This window comes from Streptomyces neyagawaensis, assembly GCF_023516595.1.
GTDB classification, from domain to species: domain Bacteria; phylum Actinomycetota; class Actinomycetes; order Streptomycetales; family Streptomycetaceae; genus Streptomyces; species Streptomyces neyagawaensis.
In genome coordinates this window covers 12611-31895 of sequence record NZ_JAMGBG010000100.1, presented here as the reverse complement: position 1 = coordinate 31895, position 19285 = coordinate 12611, and the positions used below count along the sequence as shown (strand labels likewise).

The 19285-nt window shown below is 68.4% G+C and carries 21 protein-coding genes; 6 read left to right on the top strand and 15 right to left on the bottom strand.

Translation table 11 applies throughout. The features are described from left to right. Both M8J73_RS32790 and M8J73_RS32785 read right to left on the bottom strand, forming a co-directional pair. The coding region (locus M8J73_RS32790) for a 3-hydroxyacyl-CoA dehydrogenase family protein (protein ID WP_249829432.1) at window positions 1–731 on the bottom strand (731 nt) is incomplete at its 3' end. A 129-nt stretch (window positions 732–860) separates the two neighbouring features. Further along, entirely contained in the window at window positions 861–1502 is a 642-nt protein-coding gene (locus tag M8J73_RS32785) for a TetR/AcrR family transcriptional regulator (protein ID WP_055541028.1), read from the bottom strand. Between the two features lie 90 nt (window positions 1503–1592). On the opposite strand from M8J73_RS32785, the gene M8J73_RS32780 reads away from it, so the two are divergent. The 3 genes from M8J73_RS32780 to M8J73_RS32770 are packed head-to-tail and all read left to right on the top strand — an operon-like array spanning window position 1593 to window position 3719. Further along, window positions 1593–2375 carry an ABC transporter ATP-binding protein gene (locus M8J73_RS32780; protein WP_055541029.1) on the top strand — a complete coding sequence of 261 codons (783 nt, stop codon included), beginning with the start codon at window positions 1593–1595 and terminating at the stop codon, window positions 2373–2375. Window positions 2376–2383: 8 nt separating this feature from the next. Then, complete coding sequence (locus M8J73_RS32775) at window positions 2384–3133, top strand: ABC transporter permease (protein WP_055541030.1); 750 nt, start codon at window positions 2384–2386, stop codon at window positions 3131–3133. 13 nt (window positions 3134–3146) lie between these two features. Further along, on the top strand, window positions 3147–3719 hold the full coding sequence (locus tag M8J73_RS32770) for a cob(I)yrinic acid a,c-diamide adenosyltransferase (protein ID WP_055541031.1): 573 nt from the start codon (window positions 3147–3149) through the stop codon (window positions 3717–3719). Window positions 3720–3801: 82 nt separating this feature from the next. On the opposite strand, the gene M8J73_RS32765 is transcribed toward M8J73_RS32770, so the two are convergent. Next, window positions 3802–4416, bottom strand: coding sequence for a hypothetical protein (locus M8J73_RS32765; protein WP_055541032.1), 615 nt, complete (start codon window positions 4414–4416; stop codon window positions 3802–3804). Between the two features lie 152 nt (window positions 4417–4568). On the opposite strand from M8J73_RS32765, the gene M8J73_RS32760 reads away from it, so the two are divergent. The 3 genes from M8J73_RS32760 (at window position 4569) to M8J73_RS32750 (ending at window position 8369) form a co-directional block, all read left to right on the top strand. After that, window positions 4569–5756 carry a sensor histidine kinase gene (locus tag M8J73_RS32760; RefSeq protein WP_055538211.1) on the top strand — a complete coding sequence of 396 codons (1188 nt, stop codon included), beginning with the start codon at window positions 4569–4571 and terminating at the stop codon, window positions 5754–5756. Continuing rightward, window positions 5753–6394 (top strand): response regulator, encoded by a 642-nt coding sequence (locus tag M8J73_RS32755; protein WP_055538212.1) that lies wholly within the window; start codon window positions 5753–5755, stop codon window positions 6392–6394. Before M8J73_RS32760 ends, M8J73_RS32755 begins: the two co-directional genes overlap by 4 nt. 151 nt (window positions 6395–6545) lie before the next feature. Continuing rightward, window positions 6546–8369 (top strand): glycoside hydrolase family 18 chitinase, encoded by a 1824-nt coding sequence (locus M8J73_RS32750; protein WP_055538213.1) that lies wholly within the window; start codon window positions 6546–6548, stop codon window positions 8367–8369. Window positions 8370–8482: 113 nt separating this feature from the next. Here the strand turns inward: M8J73_RS32750 and M8J73_RS32745 are convergent, their stop codons facing one another. The 12 genes from M8J73_RS32745 to M8J73_RS32690 form a co-directional block, all read right to left on the bottom strand. Then, window positions 8483–8935 (bottom strand): DUF2550 domain-containing protein, encoded by a 453-nt coding sequence (locus M8J73_RS32745; RefSeq protein WP_055514818.1) that lies wholly within the window; start codon window positions 8933–8935, stop codon window positions 8483–8485. A gap of 133 nt (window positions 8936–9068) precedes the next feature. After that, complete coding sequence (locus tag M8J73_RS32740) at window positions 9069–9443, bottom strand: F0F1 ATP synthase subunit epsilon (protein ID WP_055538214.1); 375 nt, start codon at window positions 9441–9443, stop codon at window positions 9069–9071. Between the two features lie 131 nt (window positions 9444–9574). Further along, entirely contained in the window at window positions 9575–11011 is a 1437-nt protein-coding gene (gene atpD / locus M8J73_RS32735; RefSeq protein ID WP_055538215.1) for a F0F1 ATP synthase subunit beta, read from the bottom strand. Continuing rightward, window positions 11011–11925, bottom strand: coding sequence for a F0F1 ATP synthase subunit gamma (locus M8J73_RS32730; RefSeq protein ID WP_055538216.1), 915 nt, complete (start codon window positions 11923–11925; stop codon window positions 11011–11013). The genes atpD and M8J73_RS32730 overlap by 1 nt, the downstream gene beginning before the upstream one ends. 21 nt (window positions 11926–11946) lie before the next feature. Further along, the gene (gene atpA, locus M8J73_RS32725; protein ID WP_055538217.1) at window positions 11947–13545 is read right to left on the bottom strand and encodes a F0F1 ATP synthase subunit alpha; all 1599 of its coding nucleotides are present in this window, start codon (window positions 13543–13545) and stop codon (window positions 11947–11949) included. Between the two features lie 119 nt (window positions 13546–13664). Further along, window positions 13665–14480 (bottom strand): F0F1 ATP synthase subunit delta, encoded by an 816-nt coding sequence (locus tag M8J73_RS32720; RefSeq protein WP_055538218.1) that lies wholly within the window; start codon window positions 14478–14480, stop codon window positions 13665–13667. Further along, the gene (locus M8J73_RS32715) at window positions 14477–15025 is read right to left on the bottom strand and encodes a F0F1 ATP synthase subunit B (RefSeq protein ID WP_055538219.1); all 549 of its coding nucleotides are present in this window, start codon (window positions 15023–15025) and stop codon (window positions 14477–14479) included. Before M8J73_RS32715 ends, M8J73_RS32720 begins: the two co-directional genes overlap by 4 nt. Window positions 15026–15066: 41 nt before the next feature. Then, window positions 15067–15306 carry an ATP synthase subunit C-like protein gene (locus M8J73_RS32710; protein WP_055538220.1) on the bottom strand — a complete coding sequence of 80 codons (240 nt, stop codon included), beginning with the start codon at window positions 15304–15306 and terminating at the stop codon, window positions 15067–15069. Window positions 15307–15384: 78 nt separating this feature from the next. Then, window positions 15385–16206, bottom strand: a complete 822-nt coding sequence (atpB, locus tag M8J73_RS32705) for a F0F1 ATP synthase subunit A (protein ID WP_079054769.1) — start codon at window positions 16204–16206, stop codon at window positions 15385–15387. Window positions 16207–16431: 225 nt separating this feature from the next. Further along, window positions 16432–16869, bottom strand: coding sequence for a Cg1360 family ATP-synthase-associated protein (locus tag M8J73_RS32700; RefSeq protein ID WP_055538221.1), 438 nt, complete (start codon window positions 16867–16869; stop codon window positions 16432–16434). 429 nt (window positions 16870–17298) lie between these two features. After that, window positions 17299–17709 carry a hypothetical protein gene (locus M8J73_RS32695; RefSeq protein WP_055538222.1) on the bottom strand — a complete coding sequence of 137 codons (411 nt, stop codon included), beginning with the start codon at window positions 17707–17709 and terminating at the stop codon, window positions 17299–17301. A 210-nt stretch (window positions 17710–17919) separates the two neighbouring features. Next, window positions 17920–19215, bottom strand: coding sequence for an MraY family glycosyltransferase (locus M8J73_RS32690; protein WP_055538223.1), 1296 nt, complete (start codon window positions 19213–19215; stop codon window positions 17920–17922). Window positions 19216–19285: the final 70 nt, after the last annotated feature.

The window sequence follows — 19285 nt, the reverse complement described above, 5'->3', positions numbered from 1 at the left end:
GTGGCGTGCAGCAGGATGTCGACGCCCGTCAGGTCGGCGGTGGCCAGCGGTCCCATCGCATGGCCGAAGCCCAGCTTGCAGGCGAGGTCGATGTCCTCGGCGGTGGCGACGCCCGACTCGTACAGCTTCGCGGCCTCGACGACCAGCGCCGAGATCAGACGGGTCGTCACAAAGCCGGCGACGTCGCGGTTGACGACGATGCAGGTCTTGCCGACCGACTCGGCGAACTCCCGGGCGGTGGCGAGCGTCTCGTCGCTCGTCTTGTAGCCGCGGACCAGTTCGCAGAGCTGCATCATCGGGACGGGCGAGAAGAAGTGGGTGCCGACGACGCGCTCCGGGCGCTCCGTCACGGCAGCGATCTTGGTGATCGGGATGGCTGAGGTGTTGGAGGCGAGCACGGCGTCCTCGCGGACGACCTTGTCGAGCGCCCGGAAGATCTCGTGCTTCACTTCGAGCTTCTCGAAGACGGCCTCGACGACGATGTCCGCGTCGGCCGCCGCGTCGAGGTCGGTCGTGGCGGTGATCCGCCCGAGCGCCGCCTCGGCGTCCTCGGCCGTCAACTTGCCCTTGCTCACGAACTTGTCGTACGAGGCGGTGATGCCGCCGATGCCACGGTTCAGCGCCTCGTCGGTGACGTCGCGCAGGACGACGTCCCAGCCCGCCTGCGCGGACACCTGGGCGATACCGGACCCCATGAGTCCGGCTCCGATGACGGCGAGCTTCCGTGCCACTGTGCGACTCCCCTGGTACGCGCTGTTGATGTGTTGCCTCTCGGGCGGACACTAGCGGTCGTGAGGGGCTGTGTGACCGCTTAGTAATGCGAGTCACGTCTCAATGGACGGACATCACACCGGCAGCGCTCACACGGAGGGGCGGACGGCGTAGTTGAGCACCGTGTCGCTCAACAGGCCCTCCATGTCGTCCAGGAGGAGAAGCACCTCTCGGGAGACTTCGTCCGGATTGTGCCCGGCGACCATGCGGCGGCCGACGACGGCCATCGTCGTCTGGTGGACCCAGTTGATCTGACCGGCGATCAGGGTCGGCGCGGGGTCGTCGGCCGGGGCGCCGGTCTCCTCGCGGAGGACCTTCTCCAGGTTGTCCTGGATCTCCTGCTGGATGCTCCACAGCCTCGACCGCAGCGCGGGCGCCTCGTGGATGACGCTCATGAAGCGGTCGTACCCCGGCATCAGGCCGACGTGCGGCGAGACGGCCTCGACCTCGGAGCGCAGCTCCCGCAGGACGGCCGCGACGGCCGACTCGCCGGGGTCGCGGCCGCGCACCCAGCGGCCGAGGCGCTCGACGATGCCCGCGCTGCGGTCGAAGAAGAGGTCCTCCTTGGAGGGGAAGTAGTTGTAGACGGTGTTCACCGAGACGTCGGCCGCGTCGGCCACGTCCGCCATCGTCACCGTCACGAAGCCGTGCTCCAGGAACAGGCCGGTGGCGATGTCCGAGATCCGCTGCCGCGTCTCGCGCTTCTTGCGCTCCCTGAGCCCCTCCGCCATGACCCCATCCTAGGCACCCCTCTTGATCATTGGGGTCCCTGAAAAGTTGGGACCGTTGCAAAATTTGAGGGACTCTGTTTTTCTGGGGCCATGCCCATCATCAGTACGGCCGGTCTGGCCCGTACCTTCCAGACGAAGCACGGCCCCGTGGAGGCCGTGCGCGGAATCGACCTCACCGTCCGCTCCGGCGAGATCCTCGGCTTCCTCGGCCCGAACGGCGCCGGGAAGACCACCACCCTGCGGATGCTCACGACCCTGCTGCCCCCGACCGGCGGCGCCGCCACGGTCGCGGGCCACGACCTGGTGGAAGACCCGGCCGGGGTCCGCCGGGCCTGCGGCTACGTGGCGCAGTCCGGTGGGGTGGACCCGCAGATCACCGTGCGGGAGGAACTCGTCACCCAGGGGCGGCTCTACCGGCTGACGAAGGAACAGGCCGTCCGGCGGGCCGAGGAGTTGGCCCACGACCTCGACCTGACGGAGCTGCTCGACCGCAAGTGCGCCGCGCTCTCCGGCGGCCAGCGCCGCCGTCTCGACATCGCCATGGCGCTCACCCATCGACCGCGGGTGCTGTTCCTCGACGAACCGACGACGGGACTCGACCCCGGCAGCCGCGCCGACCTGTGGGCCCTGGTCCGCCGGCTGCGCGACGAGCACGGCACCACGGTCTTTCTGACGACCCATTACCTCGACGAGGCGGACGCCCTCTCCGACCGGCTCGTCGTGGTCGACGACGGGCGGATCGTGGCCGACGGCACCCCGAGCGCGCTCAAGCTCCGGTACGCCGGGTCGATCGACGCCTCGCTCCAGGACACCTTCCTCGCCATCACCGGCCGCGGCCCCGCCCCGGCCGACTCCACTCCCGTAGCCGTATAGGACTCCCGATGCTTCTGCACGACACGGCGCTGATCTTCGGGCGGTACGCCCGCCAGACCCTGCGCTCCCGATTCGCGATGCTGTTCGGCGTGCTCATGCCGCTGCTGTACCTGCTCTTCTTCGGCCCTCTGCTCACCGGCCTCCCGCTCGGCTCGCGCGGCAGTTCCTGGCAGGTGCTCGTGCCGGGCCTGCTGCTCCAGCTCAGCCTCTTCGGGGCCTCCTTCTCCGGCTTCATGATCATCCTGGAGAAGCAGTCCGGCGTGATCGAACGGATGCGGGTCACCCCGGTGAGCCGGCTGGCGCTGCTGCTGGGCCGGGTACTGCGGGACGCGGCGGTCTTCGTGTTCCAGGCGGTGCTGCTGGTCGTCGCGGCCCTGTTCATGGGGTTGCGCGCCCCGCTCGCCGGCATCCTCGTCGGCTTCGTCTTCGTGGCCCTGCTGACCGTCTCGCTCGCCTCGCTGTCGTACGCGCTCGCCATGAAGGCCCGCTCGCAGCACGAGTTCGGTCCCGCGGTGAACGCCCTGACGATGGCGTCGATGCTCCTGTCGGGCCTGATGCTGCCGATGTCCCTGGCCCCCGGCTGGCTCGACCTCGTGTCGCGCTTCGTCCCGTTCCGCTATCTGGTGGACGCGATGCGGGACGCCTACGTCGGCCTCTACACGACCGCGTCCATGCTGTACGGCGCCCTCGCCGCGGTCGCTCTCACGACGCTCGCCGTGACGGTGGGCACACGGGTCTTCCGGACGGCCGGGGCGTAACTACGCTGGTCACATGGTCAATCTGACGCGCATCTACACCAGGACCGGCGACAAGGGCACCACCAACCTCGGGGACATGAGCCGGGTGCCCAAGACCGACCTGCGGATCTCGGCGTACGCGGACGCCAACGAGGCGAACGCGGCGATCGGGACGGCGATCGCCCTGGGCGGGCTGGACGGAGAGATCGTGGAGGTCCTCACACGCGTGCAGAACGACCTCTTCGACGTCGGCGCCGACCTGTCCACGCCCGTGGTCGAGAACCCGCAGTTCCCGCCCCTGCGCGTGGAGCAGTTCTACGTCGACAAGCTGGAGGCCGACTGCGACCGCTTCAACGAGCGGCTGGAGAAGCTCCGCTCGTTCATCCTGCCGGGCGGCACCCCCGGCGCGGCCCTCCTCCACCAGGCCTGCACGGTCGCCCGCCGCGCCGAACGCTCGACCTGGGCCGCGATGGAGGCCCATGGCGACACCATGAACCCCCTCACCGCGACCTACCTCAACCGGCTCTCCGACCTGCTGTTCATCCTTGCCAGGGCCGCCAACCAGGAGGTCGGGGACGTCCTGTGGGTCCCGGGCGGCGAACGCTGAGCACCTGAGAGCCCCGGACCGGCGGAAAGGGGGTACCGGGGGCGCGGGGACCCGCACGAACAACCACGCACGACCTCGCGCCCTACGCCACCGCACCCCGTCCGCCACCGCCCGCTACCGAACCCCCCGCCCGCTCCTTCTCGCGCTCGGCCTCCTCGGCACCCACCGGTGCCTTCTTCGGCCAGATCGTGTAGGCGAGGGCGACCAGCCCGTGGATGCCGGCCGCGCGGAGCGCCACCCACTGGAACGACCTCAGCGACGCGACGTTCCCGTCGTCGCCGACGTACCAGACGGCCGCCTGGAGCAGTGCCAGCGCGACACCGGCCGCCACCACGGTCCGCAGCCAGAGGGCACCCTCGTGCCGGGCCCTCGCCATGCCGTACTTCGGCGGCCCCACCGGCTTCGGACCGCCCGCCAGGCGATGCGCGGCATGGCCGTCCAGCCAGCGGATCATGTAGTGGCCGTAGCCCACGGTGAACCCGATGTAGAGCGCCGCGAGGCCGTGCTCCCAGCTCGGCTCGGCGCCGTTCTTGAGGTCGATCGCGGTCACCACGAAGAGCACCAGCTCCAGCACGGGCTCGCACAGCAGCAGGACCACACTCGTCCGGCGCCACCTCAGCAGATAGCGGGCGGCCAGGGCGAGCGCCAGCAGCGCCCAGAAACCGACCTCGCAGGCGATGATCAACGCGACGATCACGACTCGCTCCTTTCGTTCACCCTTCCAGGCTCCCGACCGGGCCGACCGGAATCGTCGTCGGCGATGACGAACCCGCGGTACATCGAAGGATGCAGTCCAGGACCGTCCCCGGGCATCAGGCGGCGAGCAGCCGCGCCGTGTTGGATGGGGACATGGCCGTACGACCGCCCCGCCCGCACCCCTTCGACGTGCGCGCCGCCCTCGCCGGACTGCTCGGCGGCCTGCTGCTGTGGGGGCTCCACCTCGCGACCCGCCCGGCCCACGACCCGATCGTGCTGCTCGACGGGCGCTGGTGGATCCTGCTGCCCCTGGTCGTGACGGCGGCCTGCGAAGCGCTCCGCCGCACCATGCCCCGCACCGCCCTGCTGGTCGGATGGGCCGCGGTGACGGTGGACACGATCACCCAGGGCAATCTGGTCACGCTGGTGATGTTCACCGATCTGGTGTACGCGGCCGTGCTCTACGGCCCGCCCGCCACCGCCCGCCGCGTCCTGTGGATCTCCGGGGTGCTCACCCTGGTCGGCACGATCGTGCCGGTGGCGATCTGGCGGGTGCCGGAGGCGGTGCTCGTCGGCGCGGTCATCGGCCTGGTCGCCTTCATGCCGGCCGCGACCGGCCTCATCGTCCGCAACCACCGCGACGCCGCCGAGGCCGCCCGGCTCCGCGCCGAACAGACCGCGCTGCTCGCCGAGATGGACCGGACCCAGGCCGTCGCGTCCGAACGCGCCCGCATGGCCAGGGAGTTGCACGACATGGTCGCCAACCACCTGTCCGCGATCGCGATCCACTCCACGGCGGCGCTCTCCCTCGACGACCCGGCCACCTCCCGGCAGGCCCTCGGGGTCATCCGCGAGAACAGCGTCGAGGGCCTCGCCGAGATGCGCCGGCTGATCGGCATCCTCAGGGACACCGGCGGCGACAACGAACCGGCCGCCGCCCCCACCCTCGACGGACTAGGCGCCCTGGTCGACGGCGCCCGCACCAACGGCCTGGACGTCACCCTCGACGCCGACCACGGCGACACCCTGCCCGCACCCGTGGGCCTCGCGGCCTACCGCATCGTCCAGGAGTCCCTCACCAACGCCCTCAAGCACGCCTGCCCCGGCCGCGTCACGGTGACCCTGCGGCAGCCGAACGGCTCCCTCCACATCGCGGTGACCAGCCCGTACGGCGACCGGCACGGCCCGAGCGCCCCCGGATCGGGCGCCGGCCTCGTCGGTATGCGGGAGCGTGTGGCGCTGCTGGACGGCACCTTCGAGGCGGGACCCGAGAGCGCGGAGCACGGCAAGATCTGGGTCGTACGCGCCTCCCTCCCGGTCCCCGAAGGAGAACCCGCATGATCCGCGTCCTCGTCGCCGAGGACCAGTCCGCCGTACGCGCCGGGCTGGTCCTCATCCTGCGCAGCGCGCCCGACATCGAGGTCGTCGGCGAGGCCGCCGACGGCGAGCGGGCCGTGGCGCTCGCCCGGGAGCTGCGCCCCGACCTGGTGCTGATGGACGTTCAGATGCCGCGCCTCGACGGGGTGTCCGCGACCCGCCAGGTCGTGGCCGAGGGCCTGGCCGACGTCCTCGTCCTCACCACCTTCGACCTCGACGAGTACGTGTTCGGGGCGCTGCGGGCGGGCGCCGCGGGGTTTCTGCTGAAGAACACCGAGGCGAAGGACCTGATCGCGGCCGTGCGGACGGTGGGGCGCGGCGAGGGGCTGATCGCCCCGGCCGTCACCCGGCGGCTGATCGCCGAGTTCGCCGCAGGGTCGGCCCGTGAGCCCTCGGTCGACCTGTCAGTGCTCGACTCGCTGACCCGACGGGAGCGCGAGGTGCTGTCCTGTCTCGGCCAGGGGATGCCCAACGCGGAGATCGCGGTACGGCTCCACATGGCGGAGGCGACGGTGAAGACCCATGTGAGCCGGCTCCTCGGCAAGCTCGATCTGCGCAGCCGGGTCCAGGCGGCCGTGCTGGCCCAGGAACTGGGGATCTGACCCGCCGGAGGGGTGTCCGGCGGCCCTCGGGCGGGCTGCACGGCGTCGCGCACTGGTCCAGACCCATTGACCTATGGTCCAGACCTTTCTATTCTCGCCGCACTGCGCCACGTCATGCTCATGCTCACGACACCCCACAAGGAGGCGCGTCATGCGCTTCAGGCACAGACTCGCGGCGGGCTTCGCCACCCTGCTGCTTCCCCTGACGGGCCTGGTCGGTCTCGCGACCCCGGCCCACGCGGCGACCGAAGCCACCGCCACCTACGCCAAGACCCAGGACTGGGGCAGCGGCTTCGAAGGAAAGTGGACCGTCAAGAACACCGGCACCACCACGCTCAGCTCCTGGACCGTCGAGTGGGACTTCCCCTCCGGAACGACGGTCACCTCGGCCTGGGACGCCGACGTGACCTCCTCCGGCTCCCACTGGACCGCCAAGAACAAGTCCTGGAACGGCTCCCTCGCCCCGGGCGCCTCCGTCTCCTTCGGTTTCAACGGGAGCGGCTCAGGCTCCCCGGCGAACTGCAAGCTGAACGGCGGCAGCTGTGACGGCGGCCCCAGCGTCCCCGGTGACGCGGCGCCCTCCGCGCCCGGCACCCCGACCGCGTCCGGTGTCACCGAGACCTCGGTCAAGCTCAGCTGGAGCGCGGCCACCGACGACAAGGGCATCAAGAACTACGACGTCCTGCGCGGCGGCAGCAAGGTCGCCACCGTCACCGGCACCACCTACACCGACACCGGCCTGACCGCCGGCACCGACTACTCCTACACCGTCCAGGCCCGCGACACCGCCGACCAGACCGGCCCGCTCAGCGGTGCGGTCGCCGTCCGCACCACCGGCGGGGTCGTCGACCCGCCACCCGGCTCCAAGGTCAAGCTCGGCTACTTCACCGAGTGGGGCGTCTACGGCCGCAACTACCACGTCAAGAACCTGGTGACCTCGGGCTCGGCAGCCAAGATCACCCACATCAACTACGCGTTCGGCAACGTCAAGAACGGACAGTGCGTCCTCGACGACTCCTACGCGGCCACCGACAAGGCGTACACCGCCGACCAGTCCGTCAGCGGCACCGCCGACACCTGGGACCAGCCGCTGCGGGGCAACTTCAACCAGCTGCGCCAGCTCAAGGCGAAGTACCCGCACATCAAGGTCCTGTACTCCTTCGGCGGCTGGACCTACTCCGGCGGCTTCGGCCAGGCCGCGCAGAACCCGGCCGCGTTCGCCAAGTCCTGCAAGGCCGTCGTGGAGGACCCACGCTGGGCCGACATCTTCGACGGCATCGACATCGACTGGGAGTACCCGAACGCCTGCGGTCTGACCTGCGACACCTCGGGCCCGGCGGCGTTCAAGAACCTGATGTCGGCGCTGCGCTCCGAGTTCGGCTCGAACTACCTGGTCACCGCGGCCATCACCGCCGACGGCTCCTCCGGCGGCAAGATCGACGCGGCCGACTACGGCGGCGCCGCCCCGTACCTCGACTGGTACAACGTGATGACGTACGACTACTTCGGCGCCTGGGACAAGACCGGCCCGACCGCCCCGCACTCGCCGCTCACGTCGTACACGGGTATCCCGAAGGAGGGCTTCAACTCGGCCGCCGCCATCGCCAAGCTGAAGTCGAAGGGCGTCCCGTCAGCGAAGCTGCTGCTCGGCATCGGCTTCTACGGCCGCGGCTGGACCGGCGTCACCCAGTCCGCCCCCGGCGGAGCGGCCACCGGCGCGGCGCCCGGCACCTACGAGGCGGGCATCGAGGACTACAAGGTGCTGAAGAACTCCTGCCCGGCCACCGGCACCATCGGCGGCACGGCCTACGCGCACTGCGGCAGCAACTGGTGGAGCTACGACACGCCCGCCACCATCGGCACCAAGATGACCTGGGCGAAGAACCAGAACCTGGGCGGCGCGTTCTTCTGGGAGTTCAGCGGCGACACGAGCAACGGAGAGCTGGTGACCGCGATCAACAACGGCCTGAAGTGACCGGCGAAGAAAGATCAAGAGCCGGTCGGAAGTGACCGGCTGAGAGAGATCAGACGACGTTGACGCTCCCCCAGACTTCGTCCGGGGGACCCCCACCCAGCGAGTGAATGTGGCTACGCCACATTCACTCGCTGTCCGGGCGGGGCTGCCTCCAGCCACGCGAGGAAACCGGTCAGCGCGTCCTCGCTCATCGCCAGCTCCAGACGCGTGCCCCGGTGGAGGCAGACCAGGATGATGTCGTCGGGCAGGAGCACCAGCTCCTCACCGTCCGGGGTGCGGCGGCCGGCCACCTCGATCGCCGAGCGTTCCAGGACGCGGCGCGGGCGGGGCGAGTACGAGAAGATCCGGAACCATTCGATGCGGTCCCCGTTGTAGCGGGCGATGCCGTAACCCCAGCCCTTGCCCTTCTCCTCACCGCCCACGGGTTTCTCCGGGGCATCCCACCGCAGGCTGCAGTTGAAGGTTCCACCGGAGCGCTGAATCAGTCGGCGGCGCAGTCCGAAGACGACGAGCCCCACCACCACGAGCGCGATCACCGACCCGCACACAGTCAGAGCGAGGACCATCGACACCGACCTCCTCGTCTCCTAGGTAATGGAACGTAAAAAACACCCGTATTCACCTCAGCCGCGGCCGGATCAGGATGTTTCCATCCAGACCCAGCCGCGGCTGAGACACAGCATCACACGGCGCACCCGTTCAGCGCGCCGACACCGTCCGCAGTCGGACGTCCGCGCGGCGCTCGGCGGCGGCGTCGCCCTCCGCCTTCGCCCGCTCCAGCTCGCGCTCCGCGCGCTGGACGTCGATCTCGTCGGCCAGCTCGGCGACCTCGGCCAGCAGGGACAGCTTGTTGTCCGCGAACGAGATGAATCCACCGTGCACGGCGACGACGACGGTGCCGCCCTCACTCGTACGGATGGTCACGGGGCCCGACTCCAGCACACCGAGCAGCGGCTGGTGACCGGGCATGACGCCGATGTCGCCGGACGTGGTGCGTGCGACGACCAGGGTGGCCTGGCCCGACCAGACCTCTCGGTCGGCCGCGACCAGCGCGACGTGCAGCTCAGCAGCCAAGGTGGCTCCTCGGGTCACCACCCGGCGGTTCCGCCGGGTGTTGGGTTCAATTCTAGAGGGAGTACAGAGAGGGGCGGGACGCACCCCTAGAGGTGTGGTCTCGCCCCCCACTGTTCACGAGTTGCCGGGCGTCAGCTGACGCCGAGCTCCTTCGCGTTCTTCTTCAGGTCCTCAAGACCACCGCACATGAAGAACGCCTGCTCCGGGAAGTGGTCGTACTCACCGTCGATGATCGCGTTGAACGCGGCGATCGACTCGTCCAGCGGCACGTCCGACCCGTCGACGCCGGTGAACTGCTTGGCGACGTGGGTGTTCTGGGACAGGAAGCGCTCCACGCGACGGGCACGGTGGACGACGAGCTTGTCCTCCTCGCCGAGCTCGTCGATACCGAGGATCGCGATGATGTCCTGCAGGTCCTTGTACTTCTGCAGGATGCTCTTCACGCGCATGGCGGCCGTGTAGTGGTCCGCCGCGATGTACCGCGGGTCGAGGATGCGGGACGTCGAGTCCAGCGGGTCCACGGCCGGGTAGATGCCCTTCTCGGAGATCGGACGGGAGAGAACCGTCGTCGCGTCGAGGTGGGCGAAGGTGGTGGCCGGGGCCGGGTCGGTCAGGTCGTCCGCGGGGACGTAGATCGCCTGCATCGAGGTGATCGAGTGACCACGGGTCGAGGTGATGCGCTCCTGGAGGAGACCCATCTCGTCGGCCAGGTTCGGCTGGTAACCCACCGCGGAGGGCATACGGCCGAGCAGGGTCGAGACCTCGGAGCCGGCCTGGGTGAAGCGGAAGATGTTGTCGATGAAGAACAGCACGTCCTGCTTCTGCACATCGCGGAAGTACTCCGCCATGGTCAGACCGGCGAGGGCCACGCGCAGACGGGTGCCCGGGGGCTCGTCCATCTGGCCGAAGACCAGCGCGGTCTTGTCGATGACGCCCGAGTCGGACATCTCCTCGATGAGGTCGTTGCCCTCACGGGTGCGCTCACCGACACCCGCGAACACCGACACACCGTCGTGGTTGTTGGCGACGCGGTAGATCATCTCCTGGATGAGCACCGTCTTACCGACGCCGGCACCACCGAACAGACCGATCTTTCCACCCTTGACGTACGGGGTGAGAAGGTCGATGACCTTGACGCCGGTCTCGAACATCTCGGTCTTCGACTCAAGCTCGTCGAAGTTCGGGGCCTTGCGGTGGATGCCCCAGCGCTCGCCCGTGTACTGCTCGTCGACGTTCAGAACCTCACCGAGGGTGTTGAACACCTTGCCCTTGGTGAAGTCGCCGACCGGCACGCTGATGGAGGCGCCGGTGTCGGTGACCGCGGCCTGGCGGACCAGACCGTCGGTGGGCTGCATGGAGATGGTGCGGACCAGGCCGTCACCCAGGTGCTGGGCGACCTCCAGGGTCAGCGTCTTCTTCTCACCCTCGTTCGCCGGGTCGGAGACCTCGACGTGCAGGGCGTTGTAGATGTCGGGCATCGCGTCGACGGGGAACTCCACGTCGACGACCGGGCCGATGACCCGGGCGACGCGGCCCGTGGCAACGGCCGTCTCAGAAGTCGTCGTCATTACTTGTCACTCCCCGCGGTCGCGTCGGCAAGGGCTGCGGAGCCACCGACGATCTCGCTGATTTCCTGGGTGATTTCGGCCTGGCGGGCCGCGTTGGCAAGACGGGAGAGCGTGTTGATCAGCTCGCCCGCGTTGTCGGTCGCCGACTTCATCGCGCGGCGGGTGGCGGCGTGCTTGGAAGCAGCCGACTGGAGCAGCGCGTTGTAGATACGGCTCTCGACGTAGCGCGGCAGCAGGGCGTCGAGGACGTCCTCCGCCGACGGCTCGAAGTCGTACAGCGGCAGGATCTCGCCCGTCGGCTTCTCCTCCGCGACCTCGTCGAGGCTGAGCGGCAGCAGACGCGCGTCGAGCGCCTGCTGCGTCATCATCGACACGAACTCGGTGTACACGATGTGGAGCTCGTCCACGCCGCCGTCCGCCGTGTCCTTCTCGATGGCCTCGATCAGGGGCGCCGCGACCTTCTTGGCGTCCGCGTACGAGGGCTCGTCGGTGAAGCCCGTCCACTGGTCCGCGATCTTGCGCTCGCGGAAGTTGTAGTGGGCGACACCGCGGCGGCCGACGATGTACGTGTCGACCTGCTTGCCCTCGGACTCCAGCCGCGCCGTCAGCTGTTCCGCCGCCTTGATGGCGTTGGAGTTGAAGGCACCGGCCAGACCCCGGTCACTCGTCAGCAGCAGCACTGCGGAACGCGTGACCGTCTCGGCCTGCGTGGTCAGCGGGTGCTTGGTGTTCGAACCAGTGCCCACCGCCGTGACCGCGCGGGTGAGCTCGGTCGCGTACGGCGTGGAGGCCGCCACCTTGCGCTGCGCCTTGACGACGCGCGAGGCGGCGATCATCTCCATCGCCTTGGTGATCTTCTTGGTCGCGGTGACGGATCGGATGCGACGCTTGTAGACCCGGAGCTGAGCTCCCATGAGTCAGGTCCCTTCCTTACGTCACTTGGAGACGTTGACGGCCGCCGGAGCGTCCTCGCCGAGCAGCTTGCCGTCCGAGGTCTCGAACTGCTTCTTGAAGTCGGCGATCGCGTCCGCGATGGCGGTCAGCGTGTCGTCCGAGAGCTTGCCGCCCTCCTTGATGGAGGTCATGAGGCCCTGCTCCTTGCGGTGCAGGTACTCCAGCAGCTCCTTCTCGAAGCGGCGGATGTCGGCGACCGGAACGTCGTCCATCTTGCCGGTGGTGCCGGCCCACACGGAGACGACCTGGTCCTCGGTGGACATCGGCTCGTACTGGGCCTGCTTCAGCAGCTCGACCATGCGCTGGCCGCGCTCCAGCTGGGCCTTCGACGCGGCGTCCAGGTCGGAACCGAAGGCGGCGAACGCCTCCAGCTCACGGAACTGGGCGAGGTCCACGCGCAGACGACCGGAGACCTGCTTCATCGCCTTGTGCTGGGCGGAACCACCGACTCGGGAGACGGAGATACCGACGTTCAGCGCGGGACGCTGACCGGCGTTGAAGAGGTCCGACTCCAGGAAGCACTGGCCGTCGGTGATGGAGATGACGTTGGTCGGGATGAACGCCGAGACGTCGTTGGCCTTGGTCTCGACGATCGGCAGACCGGTCATCGAGCCCTTGCCCATGTCGTCGGAGAGCTTCGCGCAGCGCTCCAGCAGACGGGAGTGCAGGTAGAAGACGTCACCCGGGTAGGCCTCACGGCCCGGCGGACGGCGCAGCAGCAGCGACACGGCGCGGTAGGCGTCGGCCTGCTTCGAGAGGTCGTCGAAGATGATGAGGACGTGCTTGCCCTCGTACATCCACTGCTGACCGATGGCCGAACCGGTGTACGGCGCCAGGTACTTGAAGCCGGCCGGGTCGGACGCCGGGGCGGCGACGATGGTCGTGTACTCGAGCGCGCCGTTCTCCTCCAGCGCGCGGCGGACCGACGCGATGGTCGAGCCCTTCTGGCCGATGGCGACGTAGATGCAGCGGACCTGCTTGTTCACGTCGCCCGAGCGCCAGTTGTCGCGCTGGTTGATGATCGTGTCGACGGCCAGGGCGGTCTTGCCGGTCTGGCGGTCACCGATGATCAGCTGACGCTGACCACGGCCGATCGGGGTCATCGCGTCGACGGCCTTGTAGCCGGTCTCCATCGGCTCGTGCACCGACTTGCGCTGCATGACCGTGGGGGCCTGCAGCTCGAGGGCGCGGCGACCGGTGGTCTCGATCTCGCCGAGGCCGTCGATCGGGTTGCCGAGCGGGTCGACGACGCGGCCGAGGTAGCCCTCGCCCACGGCGACCGACAGGACCTCGCCGGTACGGGTGACCGGCTGACCCTCCTCGATACCGCTGAACTCACCGAGGACGATGGCGCCGATCTCGCGCTCTTCCAGGTTCAGCGCGAGGCCGAGGGTGCCGTCCTCGAACTTCAGCAGTTCGTTGGCCATGGCCGAGGGAAGACCCTCGACCTTCGCGATGCCGTCGCCGGCAAGGGTGACCGTACCGACCTCCTCGCGCGAGGCCGCGTCCGGCTTGTACGACTGGACGAAGTTCTCCAGCGCGTCCCGGATCTCCTCCGGCCGGATCGTGAGCTCCGCCATCTGGGTTCCCTGCTCTCCTTGTTGGGCCCGAAGTTTCAACTTGGGGGTCTGGGGGCGACCCCCAGGAATCCTCTGCACGGCCCAACCGGGCCGTAGGTACGTACTGCGTATGAAGTTGCTCAGCTCGCCAGACGGCGGCCGGCGTCCTCGAGTCGGTCCGCGATCGAACCGTTGATGACCTCGTCGCCGACCTGCACCCGGATCCCGCCGAGGACGCCGGGGTCCACGTCGAGGTTGAGGTGCATCGGGCGGCCGTAGAGCTTCGCCAGGGCGGCGCCGAGGCGCTGCTTCTGGGTGTCGCTCAGCGGGACCGCCGAGGTGACGACGGCGACCATGCGGTTCCGGCGCTCGGCGGCGAGCTTGGACAGGGACTCGAGTCCCGCCTCCAGGCTACGTCCCCGCGGCGCGGTCACAAGGCGCGTCACCAGACGCTCGGTGGTGACCTTGGCACGGCCGCCGAGCAGGCTGCGGAGCAGCTCGGCCTTGGCCGAAGCGCCCGCGGCGCGGTCGGTCAGCGCGGACCGCAGCGCGGTGTTCGAGGCGACGATCCGGCCGAACCGGAACAGCTCGTCCTCGACGTCGTCGAGCGTGCCCGACTTCTGCGCGGCGGTGAGGTCGGCCAGGGCCGTCAGCTCCTCCAGCGCGTCCACCAGGTCGCGCGACTGCGACCAACGGGAACGCACCAGACCCGCCACCAGGTCGGCGGTGGTCTCGCTGACCTGGCCGCCGAGGATGCGCCGGGCCAGTTCGGCCTTGGCCTCGCCGGCCTGCGCCGGGTCGGTGAGGACCCGACGCAGCGACACCTCGCGGTCGAGCAGCGCGGTGACGGCGGCCAGCTCGTCGGCGAGCGCGGCCGCGTCCACGGACGTGGAGTCCGTCAGCGCGTCGAGACGCTCACGTGCGGCTGCCAGGGCCTCGCGGCTCGCTCCGTTCATCGCGTCGCCTCGGCCTTCTCCTCGAGGTCGTCGAGGAAGCGGTCGATGACGCGGCTCTGCCGGGCGTGGTCCTCGAGGGACTCACCGACGAGCTTGCCGGCCAGGTCGGTGGCGAGCTTGCCGACGTCCTGGCGCAGCGCGGAAGCGGCGGCCTTGCGGTCGGCCTCGAGCTGGGCGTGACCGGCGGCGACGATCTCCTCACGCTGCCGCTGGCCCTCGGCGCGCATCTCGGCGATGAGCGCGGCGCCCTGCTCCTGCGCCTCCTGGCGCAGTCGCGCGGCCTCGTGCCGGGCCTCGGCGAGCTGAGCCTTGTACTGCTCGAGCACGCTCTGGGCCTCGGTCTGCGCGGCCTCAGCCTTCTCGATACCGCCCTCGATGGCCTCGCGGCGCTCTTCCAGAACCTTGTTGATGTTCGGGAGGAGCTTCTTGGCGAGGAAGCCGAAGACGATGACGAAGGCGAGCAAGCCGATGACGAGCTCAGGGATCGGCGGGATGAGAGGGTTCTCTGCTTCCCCCTCGGCCGCCAGGATGAGCAGCTGGCTCATGTCGTTGCCTTTCGTCTGGTTTGGTCGTCAGCCTGAAAAGATCAGGAGCCGTAGACGAACGGCATAACCAGACCGATGAGGGCGAGCGCCTCACAGAAGGCGAAGCCGAGGATCTGGTTGGCACGGATCAGGCCGGCGGCCTCGGGCTGGCGGGCCAGGGCCTGGGTGCCATTGCCGAAGATGATGCCGACGCCGACGCCGGGGCCGATAGCGGCGAGACCGTAGCCGATGGAGCCAAGGGCCTTGAGGTCACCGGTGACAGCGGCGAGAGTCGAGGACATGCCAGTTCTTCCTTCTCTTTCAAGGACCGGTGGGGGTTGGCCACCGGACGTCTTCGGGGATTGTCGAGAGGTGGGCGCTCAGTGGTGCTCGGCGAGCGCACCCTGGATGAAGGTGCAGGTCAGGAGCACGAAGACGTACGCCTGAAGGGCCTGTACGAAGAGCTCGAAGGCCGTCATCACGATGACCATGATGAACGAGACACCCGCGTAGGCGATCCCGATGCCGTTGAGCAGGTACCAGCTGGCGATCGTGAAGAGGAGCAGCAGCGTGTGACCGGCGAACATGTTCGCAAAGAGTCGCACCGCGTGCGTGAAGGGCCGGACCAGCAGATTCGAGAAGAACTCGATGAGCATTGCCAGCGGCAGAACCGGGCCGAGTTCCTTGTTGTAGCCCGTGAAGTTCTTGAAAGCGCCGACGAAGCCGTGCCGCTTGAACGTCAGGGAGACCCAGAGGATGTAGACGATCGCTGCGAGCACCGCCGGGTAGGAGATGATCGCGGTGACCGGGAACTGGGCGACCGGGACGATCGACCAGAGGTTCATCATCCAGATGAAGAAGAAGAGGGAGACGATCAGCGGGACATACTTCTCGCCCTCCTTCTTACCGATCGTCTCGTACACGATCCCGCGGCGGATGAAGTCGTAGCCGGCCTCGGCGACCATCTGCAGCTTGCCCGGGACAACCTTCGGCTTGCGGAAGGCGGCCCAGAAGAAGCCGATGACGATGATCGAGCCGAGCAGCGCCAGCAGCATCGTCTTGTTGAAGTAGATCGCGTCGTCCTGGTGCCCGATGATCGGCTCGAACAGGAACGAGTGCAGGCCGGGAGCCGGGAAGCCACAGCCGTCGAAGATGTGGCAGTCGGTCTCGAAGGCGAGCACCTGCGTCGGGTCAGCACTCACCGCGGGCTCCTTCAGCGTGGCGCATGGGTACGGCAACCTCGTTGTGTCGGCGCGGCGCGCAGCCGCGGGTCGGCACTGGACTGGTGTTACGGATGTGGGGGCGGCTGTGGGGCATCGAGCCTCGCACTAGGGCAGGCGTCAGCTCGATCGCCCGCGCCCGCGATGCCGCAGTTGGCACCGGACGATAGCAGGATCTCCTGCGGTCGCTTATCCCGGCCCTACCCCTCACGACGAATGCCCCGACTTTTCGGCCTTCGTGTCGGTCGAGGAGTCGGGTTCGACGTACAGGATCTTGGCCTTCATGTGTGCACGGGTCTGGGCGGCGATCCACACAAGGGTGGTGCCGACCAGCGTGAACGCGAAGGCGCGAGGGTGGAAGAGCGTGGTGTTCTTGAACGCGGCCAGGAAGATGAACAGCAGCAGAATTTGTGCCGCGTAGAGCATCAGGCCCATCGCCTGGAACAGGTGAGGAAGCGATTTGGCAGTGCGCTGCAGAACGTAGAGCCCGATTCCCATGAAGAGGATCGTGATCACCGCGGCGACAATGGCACCGACCGCCCCCTTGCCCCCGACGACCACACCGCTGATGACTGCGGCGATCGCGCCGGCGGCAGCCGTGGGCACGGCGGCCTGAAGGAGGATCCGGGCGTCATTGGACGGCATGGCGGCAACTCCGCTTACTAAGGGGGCAGGTGTCGTCATGGACGAGCGTAGTCCCCGGGGGCGAGCGGAATTCTCACGCCGCTGGACCGTCGCACTGCGGTCCTTCGGCTCCATCCGGGGTTCTCGTGAACCGTATCACAAACTATTTGATGAGGTCTTTACCTGAATGGTGTGCACGGCGTCACACATGAGGGTGAAGGCGCCCGTCTGTGCAAAATCAGCGCCGACTTGTCTGGTATAAGGACGGTTTGCCCTCCCAGGTTCTTGCATGCCATCGGCAAAGGCTTAGTCAGATTCTTACCTTGGCGTCAGCGGGACGTCCCTCCCTTGAGCCTCACGGGAGACGGCAGAACAGCAGAACGGCCGGGGGCCGTGTGCGGCTTGCGCACACGGCCCCCGGCCGCTGGAGTCACTCCGGCGAGTGTGGGGTCAGGCCTTCTTGATCTTGCCCTTGAGCTTGCCGTCGATGTAGCCGGCCCAGCTGCGACCCGCCTGGATCCTGAAGCACTGGTTCTTCTTCAGGCTCTTGTCGAAGGTGTAGTAGTCGCCCTTCTTCTTCTTGAATTCCTTCCAGCCCGTCAGCGACTTCCAGTCCTTGCCACAGGTGATGAGGCGGATGCCGATGCCGTGGTCGTAGGTCTTCTTCGTGATCGTGAACTGGACCTTGCCGGCCGCCGTCGTCTTGAACTTGGCGTCGTCCTCGACCTTCTGCACCTCGTTGGTGTTGAAGTTGAACGGCAGGACCTTGGTGGCGGGAGCGGCCGAGGCCTGCGTCGCCGTCAGGCCGAGCGAACCACCGAGCGCCATGACGACGAGCGTGGTGGCGATGGACTTGCGCATGCGTCCCCCATGAATGGTCGGGTCACGGGGGCGTCGGACCCGCACGGCCATGTCTCCGGCGGACAGCCCCCGCGCTGTCGGCCAAGACCTTTCCAGGGGGCTGGAGCGTGCTCAATTGTCCTTAGGTGACCTGTACTTGAGGTCCCTGCCCTTGAGGACCCTGCCCTTGAGGTCCCTGCGCCCTCAGGACCATGCGCGCCGAGGACGGCGTCAGCGCCGCGCGCCTGCCGGGCTCGGCTCCTCGTCCTTGGTCCGGTCGCCGATCGCCGTCGCCCCGTTGAGGGACGGCGTCCAGTCGGTGACCGCCTCGACGGGTTCCGCGGTGGTCTGCGCGGCGGCGCGACGGCGGCGGTAGCGGGGCGGGACGAAGGACTCGGCCCAGCGGGGGGCGCGGGGCGTGAAGCGGGGCAGCAGCAGGAGGAAGAGGCCGACGCCGCTGAGGGCGGCGATGCCCAGGACGATCCACATGGACGCCGAGTTCACCGTGTAGGCGAGGGCACCGAAGGCGATGACCGCGGACCAGAAGTACATGATCAGCACGGCCCGGCTGTGGGAGTGTCCGATCTCCAGCAGCCGGTGGTGCAGATGGCCCCGGTCGGCGGCGAACGGCGACTGACCGCGCCAGGTGCGGCGCACGATGGCGAGAATCAGGTCCGCCGCCGGGATCGCGATGATGGTCAGTGGCATCAGCAGTGGGATGTAGACCGGCACCATCTGGTAGACCGTGCTGCGCTCCGAGCCGTACAGGTTCATCACGTCCGGGTCGACCTGCCCCGTGACCGAGATCGCGCCGGCGGCCAGCACCAGGCCGATCAGCATCGAGCCGGAGTCGCCCATGAAGATCCGCGCGGGGTGCATGTTGTGCGGCAGGAAGCCCAGGCACATGCCCATCAGGACGGTCGCGAACAGGGTGGCGGGGGCGGCGGCCTCGATACCGTAGCTGTACCAGAGGCGGTAGGCGTACATGAAGAACGCGCCCGAGGCGATGCAGACCATGCCGGCCGCGAGACCGTCGAGGCCGTCGACGAAGTTCACCGCGTTGATCGTGATGACGACGAGGGCGACCGTGAGCAGGGTCCCCTGCCACTGGGTCAGCGCGACGATTCCGACGCCCGGCACGGGCAGCCACAGGATCGTCAGACCCTGCATGACCATCACGCCCGCGGCGATCATCTGTCCGCCCAGCTTGATCAGCGCGTCGATCTCGAACTTGTCGTCCAGCACGCCGATCAGCCAGATCAGCGCGGCCCCGGACAGCAGCGCCCGCGGTTCGTTGGAGTCGGCGAAGACCTCGCTGAGGTTGGTCAGGTGGTCGGCGACCAGCAGACCGGCGCACAGGCCGAAGAACATCGCGATGCCGCCGAGGCGGGGCGTCGGCTCACGGTGGACGTCGCGCGCACGGATCTCCGGCATGGCTCCGGCCACGATCGCGAATTTCCGCACCGGCCCTGTCAGCAGGTACGTCACCGCGGCCGTGATGCAGAGCGTCAGGAGGTATTCACGCACGGGCTTCCCCACAGGTCTCGCTGGCCATCTCAGCCCCACACCCTAGCGATGCATGCATATGGTTGGGGAC

Excerpts from the sequence above, each read along its gene's own strand:
- M8J73_RS32745 (WP_055514818.1), bottom strand. The coding sequence starts at position 8,935 with ATGGTCCTCGCTCTGACTGTGTGCGGGTCGGTGATCGCGCTCGTGGTG.
- M8J73_RS32695 (WP_055538222.1), bottom strand. The coding sequence starts at position 17,709 with ATGCGCAAGTCCATCGCCACCACGCTCGTCGTCATGGCGCTCGGTGGT.
- M8J73_RS32780 (WP_055541029.1), top strand. The coding sequence starts at position 1,593 with ATGCCCATCATCAGTACGGCCGGTCTGGCCCGTACCTTCCAGACGAAG.
- M8J73_RS32715 (WP_055538219.1), bottom strand. The coding sequence starts at position 15,025 with ATGAGCCAGCTGCTCATCCTGGCGGCCGAGGGGGAAGCAGAGAACCCT.
- M8J73_RS32755 (WP_055538212.1), top strand. The coding sequence starts at position 5,753 with ATGATCCGCGTCCTCGTCGCCGAGGACCAGTCCGCCGTACGCGCCGGG.
- M8J73_RS32770 (WP_055541031.1), top strand. The coding sequence starts at position 3,147 with ATGGTCAATCTGACGCGCATCTACACCAGGACCGGCGACAAGGGCACC.
- atpA (WP_055538217.1), bottom strand. The coding sequence starts at position 13,545 with ATGGCGGAGCTCACGATCCGGCCGGAGGAGATCCGGGACGCGCTGGAG.
- M8J73_RS32730 (WP_055538216.1), bottom strand. The coding sequence starts at position 11,925 with ATGGGAGCTCAGCTCCGGGTCTACAAGCGTCGCATCCGATCCGTCACC.
- M8J73_RS32750 (WP_055538213.1), top strand. The coding sequence starts at position 6,546 with ATGCGCTTCAGGCACAGACTCGCGGCGGGCTTCGCCACCCTGCTGCTT.
- M8J73_RS32700 (WP_055538221.1), bottom strand. The coding sequence starts at position 16,869 with ATGCCGTCCAATGACGCCCGGATCCTCCTTCAGGCCGCCGTGCCCACG.
- M8J73_RS32775 (WP_055541030.1), top strand. The coding sequence starts at position 2,384 with ATGCTTCTGCACGACACGGCGCTGATCTTCGGGCGGTACGCCCGCCAG.
- M8J73_RS32710 (WP_055538220.1), bottom strand. The coding sequence starts at position 15,306 with ATGTCCTCGACTCTCGCCGCTGTCACCGGTGACCTCAAGGCCCTTGGC.
- atpD (WP_055538215.1), bottom strand. The coding sequence starts at position 11,011 with ATGACGACGACTTCTGAGACGGCCGTTGCCACGGGCCGCGTCGCCCGG.
- M8J73_RS32785 (WP_055541028.1), bottom strand. The coding sequence starts at position 1,502 with ATGGCGGAGGGGCTCAGGGAGCGCAAGAAGCGCGAGACGCGGCAGCGG.
- M8J73_RS32720 (WP_055538218.1), bottom strand. The coding sequence starts at position 14,480 with ATGAACGGAGCGAGCCGCGAGGCCCTGGCAGCCGCACGTGAGCGTCTC.
- M8J73_RS32760 (WP_055538211.1), top strand. The coding sequence starts at position 4,569 with ATGGCCGTACGACCGCCCCGCCCGCACCCCTTCGACGTGCGCGCCGCC.